This is a genomic window from Moheibacter stercoris, from assembly GCF_040545805.1.
Lineage (GTDB): Bacteria > Bacteroidota > Bacteroidia > Flavobacteriales > Weeksellaceae > Moheibacter > Moheibacter stercoris.
Genome location: NZ_JBEPMO010000026.1, coordinates 19289 through 28525, shown reverse-complemented (window position 1 = coordinate 28525; position 9237 = coordinate 19289). Strand labels below are relative to the sequence as shown.

At 37.0% G+C, this 9237-nt stretch carries 9 protein-coding genes; 2 read left to right on the top strand and 7 right to left on the bottom strand.

Annotated features, from left to right (window positions below):
- Window positions 1–99: 99 nt before the first annotated feature.
- The 6 genes from pncB to ABID46_RS12870 all read right to left on the bottom strand — a co-directional run bounded on the left by pncB (window position 100) and on the right by ABID46_RS12870 (window position 4845).
- Window positions 100–1266: a nicotinate phosphoribosyltransferase gene (gene pncB, locus ABID46_RS12895; RefSeq protein WP_354510761.1), complete on the bottom strand. Its 1167-nt coding sequence runs from the start codon at window positions 1264–1266 to the stop codon at window positions 100–102.
- 482 nt (window positions 1267–1748) lie between these two features.
- Window positions 1749–1997: a DUF6952 family protein gene (locus tag ABID46_RS12890; protein ID WP_354510759.1), complete on the bottom strand. Its 249-nt coding sequence runs from the start codon at window positions 1995–1997 to the stop codon at window positions 1749–1751.
- A complete protein-coding gene (locus ABID46_RS12885; protein ID WP_354510757.1) occupies window positions 1978–2292 on the bottom strand; it encodes a thioredoxin family protein in 315 nt (104 codons plus the stop codon). The genes ABID46_RS12890 and ABID46_RS12885 overlap by 20 nt, the downstream gene beginning before the upstream one ends.
- A 1-nt stretch (window position 2293) precedes the next feature.
- Window positions 2294–2932 carry a peroxiredoxin gene (locus ABID46_RS12880; RefSeq protein WP_354510755.1) on the bottom strand — a complete coding sequence of 213 codons (639 nt, stop codon included), beginning with the start codon at window positions 2930–2932 and terminating at the stop codon, window positions 2294–2296.
- Between the two features lie 188 nt (window positions 2933–3120).
- Window positions 3121–3963 (bottom strand): isoaspartyl peptidase/L-asparaginase, encoded by an 843-nt coding sequence (locus tag ABID46_RS12875; protein WP_354510753.1) that lies wholly within the window; start codon window positions 3961–3963, stop codon window positions 3121–3123.
- Window positions 3964–4845, bottom strand: coding sequence for a cyanophycinase (locus ABID46_RS12870; RefSeq protein WP_354510751.1), 882 nt, complete (start codon window positions 4843–4845; stop codon window positions 3964–3966).
- Window positions 4846–5002: 157 nt separating this feature from the next.
- Here ABID46_RS12870 and cphA point away from each other — a divergent pair, with 157 nt between their 5' ends.
- Window positions 5003–7630, top strand: a complete 2628-nt coding sequence (gene cphA, locus ABID46_RS12865; protein ID WP_354510749.1) for a cyanophycin synthetase — start codon at window positions 5003–5005, stop codon at window positions 7628–7630.
- A 64-nt stretch (window positions 7631–7694) separates the two neighbouring features.
- Here cphA and ABID46_RS12860 read toward each other — a convergent pair whose 3' ends face one another.
- A complete protein-coding gene (locus ABID46_RS12860; protein ID WP_354510747.1) occupies window positions 7695–8015 on the bottom strand; it encodes a GNAT family N-acetyltransferase in 321 nt (106 codons plus the stop codon).
- A 459-nt stretch (window positions 8016–8474) separates the two neighbouring features.
- Between ABID46_RS12860 and ABID46_RS12855 the strand changes: the two genes are divergently transcribed.
- Window positions 8475–9167 carry a GLPGLI family protein gene (locus tag ABID46_RS12855; protein ID WP_354510746.1) on the top strand — a complete coding sequence of 231 codons (693 nt, stop codon included), beginning with the start codon at window positions 8475–8477 and terminating at the stop codon, window positions 9165–9167.
- The last annotated feature ends 70 nt before the right edge of the window (window positions 9168–9237 follow it).

Sequence of the window (9237 nt, the reverse complement as noted above, 5' to 3'; positions counted from 1 at the left end):
TTTAAGCTAGAAAAATGAAATTTTAATATCCAAGAAGCAAAAAAAAAAATATTAAGCATAAAAAAGAGACTGTCTTTTGAGACAGCCTCTTTTTTATTCTTAATCGATTTCCAAAATTTCCTTTGCCAATCGAATCATACGTTCATCTCCTGTATGTTTATGCTTTTCATCGGACAGCTTCACCACATTGGTCCAAGGAATGTCGGGTTCTGCAATGGATATCAATTTCAAGACAATATTCATCGGTTTTACGCCCACATCATTGGTCAAATTGGTTCCAATCCCAAAAGAAATTCCAATTCGTCCTGTTAAAGCTTCTGAAATCGCTTTAACCTTTTCCATATTCAGTCCATCTGAAAAAATGATGGTTTTATGCAAAGGATCAATCCCCATTCGTTCATAATGCGCGATTGTCTTTTCTGCAAATTCAATCGGATCACCACTATCGTGACGAACACCATCAAATAATTTGGCCAATTTCTTATTGAATTGTGTAAAAAACACATCCGTTGTATAGGTGTCAGTTAACGCAATCCCCAAATCACCATGATATACATTCACCCAACGATCCAAACTAATTCCATTGGCTACTTTGAATCCAAATCGAGCGCCATGATACATAAACCATTCATGTGCATGAGTTCCAATCGGCTTTACGCCTGTCAACATAGCCAAATGAACATTACTTGTTCCCACATAATTGGGTTCTCCTGAATTCTTCAACGCTTCGGCAACCAATTTATGGACTTGATACGAATGTCTTCTTCTCGTTCCAAATTCAGCAACCTTAACTCCCAATTCTTTATATGAATTGGTTTTCTCAACAACAGTTTCAATAACTTTTTCATCAGAATCTCTTTCCAGGCCTGTCAATTCGTAAAATAATTCCGAAATCAAAGATAAAATTGGAACTTCCCATAAAATGGTACGGTACCAATACCCCTGAATTTTCACCTCAACATCAGATCCATTTTGGATAACTTCCACCTCTGAAGGATCATATCGATAACCCTGTAGAAAGTCTAAATAGGCAGAATTCAAATAAGGACATGTTTTTTTGACATATTCCTTTTCGGCTTGTGTTAAAGCCAGTTTGGACATATCATGAATTCTCCTTTTCAATTCTTCTCCAAATCCATCTGGAAATTCATGTTTTCCTCGATTGATGAATTCATATTTGGCAATGGTGTCAGGATAAAGTTTCACCGCTGCATATTGCATAGTGAATTTATAGAAATCGTTGTCAAGTATCGATTGAAAGCTCATAGGTTTTCTGTCATTTAAAATTCGAATTTCGTGATTTTAAGTGGAAATACCCGAATCTATCCCTATTTTCTTGAAAATTTTGTGAATTCAGAAATTTTGCTAAATTTGAAAAAACAAAAACCCGAAAGTTACCTTTCGGGTTAAAATCAACTTACTATGAAAAAACTACTTTCGAATTAGTTGATAGAACTCTCACATCCTATTTCCCTAACCCTATTAACCTAAACTATAATCTCTTATAATTCCTTCTTTAACACTGCAAATATAGACCCATAAATCACCCTAGAAAGGATATTCCGATAAGGAAATACTATGCGCGCATAGTGTATATTTATGAATCGAATATCTAGCTTAAAACCAACCAAATAACAAGATTTAAAAAAAATGTTAATGACATCAATCAGTTTATTATTTCGTCATTTTTGGAATTAAAAAAACCCAGAAATTTTTTCTGGGTTTTTCATATGTTGTACTTATTGAATTTATTTGTCAATGGAGCCTAAAACGCGTTGCATAAATTGATTGGCAGCATCACGTTCACTCATTCCTCCATCAATCATAGATTTCATTTCCATTGCTCCACAAATATTGGAAATAATTTCTCCTATCGCATCTCTTTCATCATCTTTCACTGCAGGAGAGTCTGCATAAATCTCCAATACTTCCAAAGCATTTTCCATTGCTTCTAAACTAGCCGATTTGGCCAAATTTTTATAAACTGGCAATTTCATTGCAAATTTCTTTTAAATGTTCTTCTTTGGATGTAACTACTTGATTGACAAATTGTCCTTGATTGTAAATGGCAAAGGTTGGCAAATTGGTTACCTCAGCCAATTTACGGCTTTCAGGAAATTTCTCTGCGTCTGCATATACAAACTGAATCTCTGGATTTGCCTCAGCCAAGCGTTTTACTTTTGGCTTTAATAAACGACAATTCCCGCACCATCCTGCTCCAAATTGGACCAAAACTTTTGAATTTTGATTCAATACTTCTGATAAGTTATCTTCTGTTAATTCTACAAACATCTTAGTTCATGTTTACGTTAGATGATAAATATTCAGCAACACCTTCTTTGGTAGCGTTCATCGCTGCTTTTCCTTCTTCCCAGTTTGCTGGACAAACTTCTCCAAATTTCTCCACGTGTAAAATAGCATCTAACAAACGTACATATTCGTCAATGTTTCTTCCTAACGGCAAATCGTTGATGGTTTCATGACGAACAATTCCATTTTTATCAATGATAAAAGTTCCTCTATACGCTACTGGCAATCCTTCAAAAACGATTCTATCTGTTTCATAATCGGTTACGTATTCTCCAGCCAAAACTCCATAATCCATAGAGATCGTTTTCGCTAAATCGGCAACTACAGGATATGTTACACCTTGAATACCTCCGTTATCTTTATCTGTATTTAACCATGCCAAATGAGTTTCTTCTGAATCTGTTGAAACTGCAACTACAACAGCATCTCTTTTTTCGAATTCAGCCAATTTTGCTTGAAATGCATGCAATTCTGTTGGACACACAAAAGTGAAGTCTTTTGGATAGAAGAATAAAACAATGTTTTTTTCTCCAATTGGTAATTTGAAATCAGAAACAATTTCTTCTCCGTCTAAAACTGCTGGTGCTACAAATAATGGCGCTTTTTTTCCTACTAATGACATAATTTTCGTGTTTTATTTTACTCCTACAAAAGTAGTATTTGAAAACAACGAAAACGATCATTATTGATAAGTTAAAACAATTGATAAATACAAAAGAATTATAAGCCGACTAACCGACTAAAAGTCAAATAGGTATAAATCTAAACTTCTAAAATCATGAGATTTATCAGGTAAGAAACCGATTGTTTTTATTGAAAAACCTCAAAATTTTCGCCATCAAAAGAGGCAAAAACCATAGACGGATGAGAATCTTGGTGATAGATCGTTCCCTTTTTGTCAATTGCGATTGCACCGGCAAATCCATCGTAAGGTTTCAATTCGTCAAATGTTTTTTGAAAAGCCTCTGAAATAGAAAATCCGTCGGTTACTCGGGTAACAATTTTGGTTGCCACGGCTCCACTCACTATATCTTCTCCAACTCCGGTACAACTTACCGCGCAATGTTCATTTGCATAATTCCCAGCGACAGTTGCCGAATCGGAAATTCGTCCCGGAATTTCAAATCCCTTTCCTCCTGTCGATGTTGCTACGGCCAATTCACCATTTGTGTCAAGCGCCACACAACCAACAGTTCCTGTTCCTGTGGAAGCTTTTTTCGCCAAATATTCTTCTCGCCTTTGCGGAATTTCGGTTGAGAAAACCTCAAATCCGTTTTGTCTGGCAAAATTCTTCGCTCCTTCTCCTCCTAAAATCCGATCATCAACTTCCATTAGTTTTTCAGCCACTTGAATCGGATTTTTCACTTCTTCAATGTTGATTACTCCACTCATTTTTTGGGTAGTACCATTCATCAAAGAAGCACTCATTCGGATTTTCCCATCGCTTTGAATTTGGGAACCGATTCCCGCATTGAACAATTCGTCATCTTCTAATAAAGATACAGCAAATACAACCGTTTCTACAGCCGTATGAGTTTTCAAATAGTCAAATGATTCTGAAGCGATTCTTTTCAATGCTTCTTGTTTGGCAACTTTGGTTTCGTGATTGGTATGCGATTCGCTGAAGAATCCACCATGAACAATGATTTTCATTTAGCTAATTTCTTTAACCGATTCCCCATGAATTCCCATCACACTTGTGGACAAATCATACGTATCATGTTGGCTTAAAACATGGACAATCATATTGTTGATGGATATAGGTTCACCTAATGCTACATCTGTTAAATTGGTATTTTTGACTTCGCGTCCATCTACCAAAATAACCAATCCCGATCCAATCGCTTCCATTTGCGTTCCGTTTTTGATCAATAATCCGGTGTCTTCGCCTAAACCGATTCCTAAAACCATCGGATTGGTTACTACCGCTTGAAACAAACGACCAATTCTACCACGTTGTACGAAATGGGTATCGACAATCACATCATCAATAAAACCAAGACCGCTTGTGATTTTGATTTCACCTTTTAATAAAGCCTCTTTGCTCGCACCTTGGTAAATCATACTTCCAGAAGATGCTGCAGCACCTGCTGAAGTTCCAGCATAAATGAAATCTTCGTTCTGGTATTTGTCTAATAAAATTTTATGAAATCTAGTTCCGCCCAAAATAGACGTCAAACGCAATTGATCACCACCTGTGAACATCACTACGTCGGCTTCTTCTACACGTTTTAAAATATCTTCTTGAATGGCTTCATCACGTTTTTGAATGTGCATAACATTGACATTATTCGCACCTAAATAATTAAAAGCCTTGATGTATTCTGCACCTACTTCCAATGGAATGGTTGAAGCGGTTGTAATGACTTCAATTTTTGAATCATTTCCATGTTTGGATTCTTTTAAAATGCGCTTCAAAATTCCTTTCTCAAAGAAATTAAGATTATTGGCAACATTCTCATCGAAGCTAACTTCGGTGAAACTCCCTTTATCGACCGCCCCCCCAATAATGATTAATTTTCCTTTTATATTCATTTGGCAAATCTAAAAATAAATTCAAATACCAAATTAGTACTATTCCTTATGAAATAATAACATTTTTTCAAGAAATTGATTTTCCATTGATTATAATTCAAAAATTTGGTTAATTTTATGGAAACACATGTCTTCAAGGACCATTAAACTATTACATATGAAAATTCTGAAAATTCAAGCCCTCAGGGGACCTAACATCTGGAGCGTTCGTCGCAAAAAATTGATTCAAATGCGTTTGGATTTAGAAGAGCTCGAAGAAAAACCTACCAATAAAATTGAGGGATTTCGAGAACGAATCGAAGCCCTAATACCAAGTTTGATTGAACATAGATGTTCCGAAGGAGTCAGAGGAGGATTTTTCATGCGTATAGATGATGGAACTTGGATGGGGCACGTGATCGAGCACATTGCCTTGGAAATCCAAACCTTAGCGGGAATGGATACAGGCTTTGGTCGAACTCGTGTGACGAAAGAACCCGGCGTTTACAATGTTGTTTTTAGTTACTTAGAAGAAAATGTAGGGATTTACGCCGCTGAAGCTTCCGTACGAATCGCTCAAGCCTTAATTGATGGAACCGAATATGATTTAGAAGCCGATATCCAAAAAATGCGAGAGATTCGTGAACGTGTGCGATTGGGGCCAAGTACGGGAAGTATCGTAGAAGAAGCTGTTGCAAGAGACATTCCATGGATCCGATTAGGAACCAATTCTTTGGTACAATTAGGGTATGGAGTGAATCAGATGCGTTTTCAAGCTACCATTACGTGTAATACGTCCAATATTGCCGTAGATATTGCCTGTGACAAAGAAGACACCAAAAAAATGTTGGAGAACTCTTCTGTTCCCGTTGCTTCGGGATCGATTTGTGTAGATGAAGAGGATTTGATTGAAACCATTGATAAAATCGGATTTCCAATTGTGATCAAACCTTTGGGTGGGAATCATGGAAAAGGCGCTTCGATCAATGTCAAAACATTGGAGGAAGCAAAATCTGGATTGGAACATGCACAAAAATATGGACGAAGAGTCATTGTAGAAAAGTTCATCACAGGACATGACTTCCGAATTTTGGTTATCAACCATAAAATGGTAGCAGCAGCACAACGCGTTCCAGCAAATGTTGTGGGAAATGGCGAAAATACCATTGCTGAATTAATCGAAATAGAAAATCAAGATCCAAGACGTGGATATGGACATGAAAATGTTTTAACCGAAATCACCATCGATCGTGATTCATTGGATTTGTTAGCGAAATTGGGTTATACAGAAGAATCCGTTCCGAAAAAAGGTGAAATTGTCTATTTGAAATCCACAGCGAATCTAAGTACAGGTGGAACTTCTGTTGATGTAACCGATATGGTTCACCCTGAAAACATCTTTTTAGCGGAGCGAATTTCACGAATCATCGGTCTGGATGTTTGTGGAATCGACATTATGGCTGAAAACTTGACACAACCTTTGCAACAAAACGGTGGTGTGATTCTAGAGGTTAATGCGGCTCCTGGATTCCGTATGCACTTGGCTCCTTCTGAAGGATTGCCAAGAAACGTTGCGGCTCCGGTAATTGATATGTTGTATCCGCCAGGAAAACCAAGTCGTATTCCAATTATTGCAGTGACAGGAACCAATGGAAAAACCACCACTACCCGATTAATTGCCCATATGGTCAAGAATAAAGGCTATCGAGTTGGTTTTACCACTTCCGATGGAATTTACATTCAAAACCATTTGTTGGAAAAAGGAGATACAACTGGACCATTTAGTGCGGAATATATATTAAAAGATCCAACCGTTGAATTTGCTGTTTTGGAAACCGCTCGTGGAGGAATTTTACGTTCCGGATTAGGTTTCAGCCGATGCGACATTGGTCTGATTACCAATATTCAAGAAGATCATTTAGGTTTGAATGACATTCATACCTTGGAAGATTTAGCCAGAGTCAAAAGCGTAGTTGCCCGAAGCATCAAGAATGATGGTTGGGCGGTATTGAATGCCGATGATGAATATTGTTTAAAAATCGCCAAAGAATTGGAATGCAATATTGCGTATTTCAGTTTAGATGAAAATCAACCGCATGTTCAGGCCTTATCCAAAGCGGGAAAAATTGTGGCTGTTTATGAAAATGGTTATGTAACGATCAAAAAAGGCGATTGGAAAATCCGTATCGAACGTGTGACGCAAATTCCTTTGACTGTTGGAGGAAAAGCGAAATTTATGATTGCCAATGCCCTTGCCGCAACTTTGGCAGGTTATTTAAGCGGATTCAATTCAGAAGATTTGAGTTTGTCCTTGCAAACGTTCATTCCGAGTGCCGCTCAAACGCCTGGAAGAATGAATATTTTCAACTTCAAGAATTTTCAAGTAATGATTGATTTTGCGCATAACCCAAAAGGATATATGGCAATCGAAGATTTCTTGTCCAATGTAGATTCTCCGCATAAAATTGGAATCATTGCCGGAGTTGGAGATCGTCGCGACGAGGATATCAAGGAATGTGGGAAAATTGCTGGACGAATGTTTGATCATATCATCATCAGACAAGAAAAGCACTTACGCGGAAGAACCGAAGAAGAAATCATCAATTTGATTTTGGAAGGAATCCAAGAATCCAATGCTGATATTACCTATGAAATTATTCCAAAGGAAATTGAAGCCATCAAACATGCGATTAACAATGCAAAAGATGGAACATTCATCACCGCTTTGAGTGATGTTGTGACCAATGCAATTGATATTGTACAGAGTTATTTGGACAAGGAAAATGAAAGCATTTTAGCCAATTAAAACATTTTTCAACTATAATTTTTTTAAGGAACCTCTTAAGACGAAAGTTTTAAGAGGTTTTTGTTTATAGTCCATTTTCTGCTTTGTAATCATCGGCCCATAAATCATGGGTAGAAGCATCTCGTTTCATCGATAAAACGACAAATGGACAAGTCGGATAGATTTTGACGTTTTTTTCGCGAGCAAAATTCATCAAAGCATCAAACAAAGGCTTGCCTAATTTTTTATCGCGAAAATCATCATAGACCAAGGTTCCATTGGCTTTGAAATTTCCATTTGGCAACCATTCGTATTGAATAAATCCGGCTTCTTGGTTGTCGTAATAAACAAAGAATTTCCCGCCTTGTTCGTTTTCGATATGTTGAATTTTTGTTGTATTTGACATCGCTTAAATTTTAATTAAAAATAAGTGGAATTTTTCAAATCTTACTTCTCTACCCCAATCCTAAAGAATGGTGGGAAAAAATTCTCTTCCCCGGCCTTAAAGGGTGGAACAAAATTCTCTTCCCCGGCCCTAAAGGGTGGAACAAAATTCTCTTCCCCGGCCCTAAAGGGTAGAACAAAATTCTTTTCCCCGGCCCTAAAGGGTGGAACAAAATTCTTTTCCCCGGCCCTAAAGGGTGGAACAAAATTCTCTTCCCCGACCCTAAAGGCTGGAACAAAATTCTCTTCCCCGACCCTAAAGGGTGGAGAATTTTATAAGGTGTTTTTTCTTATAAATCACTTGAATCATTGAAAGTCAATTCATTATAATTTCATTAAAAGATAACCAATTGTTGTTAAAATTTCGTTATTTACGATTTTCAACATGATAAAAATTCTAATTTCGAAAAAAATCTAACACATGAAAAACCTTTTTATCTCCTTTTTTACCCTTGGCGCTAGTTTAGTTTTAAATGCGCAAGACAAATTAATGGTCAATTATGAATCCCGAATGGAAGTAGATGCAGATGCGATGATGAAACAATTTAGCGCAAATAGCACTTCCAATGTTGATGTCAAACAGTTCGAAAAAGCAATTCTTGAATCGATGACGCGTCCAACTTATTATCATTTACGAATAGACCAGAATGAATCTGTTTTTCAACAGGAAGAGAGAATTCAAAATGAACAACCAAAAGAGCCAGGCGGAGTTCTTGTAGTCATGTACGGTGGTGGAACTGGTATATTGTACAAAAACCTACAAGAACAACAGAGTTTACGTTCGCAAGATGCTTTTTCCAAAAGCTTTTTGGTACGAGATGAATTAAAAAAATACGACTGGAAAATATCCAAAGAATCCAAAGAGATTTTAGGATATGAAGTAAGAAAAGCGGAGGCAATCATTGATAGTACTTCTTCTATTGTGGCTTGGTACGCGCCGAAATTGCCTTATAAAAATGGACCTGCCGAATACCAAGGTTTACCTGGATTGATTTTGGAATTGGAAGTAAGTAGGCTTATGGATGATTCCCCAGAAAAAACCATTTTCTTAGCAGAATCCATCTCGGTGGACAAAAATCAAGAACCCATCAAAAAACCTACAAAAGGTCAATAGGTAACCCAAGAGGAATTTAAAGATTTTATTCTCAAACAATCTGAAAAAATGAAGGAAATGCATCAAGGCG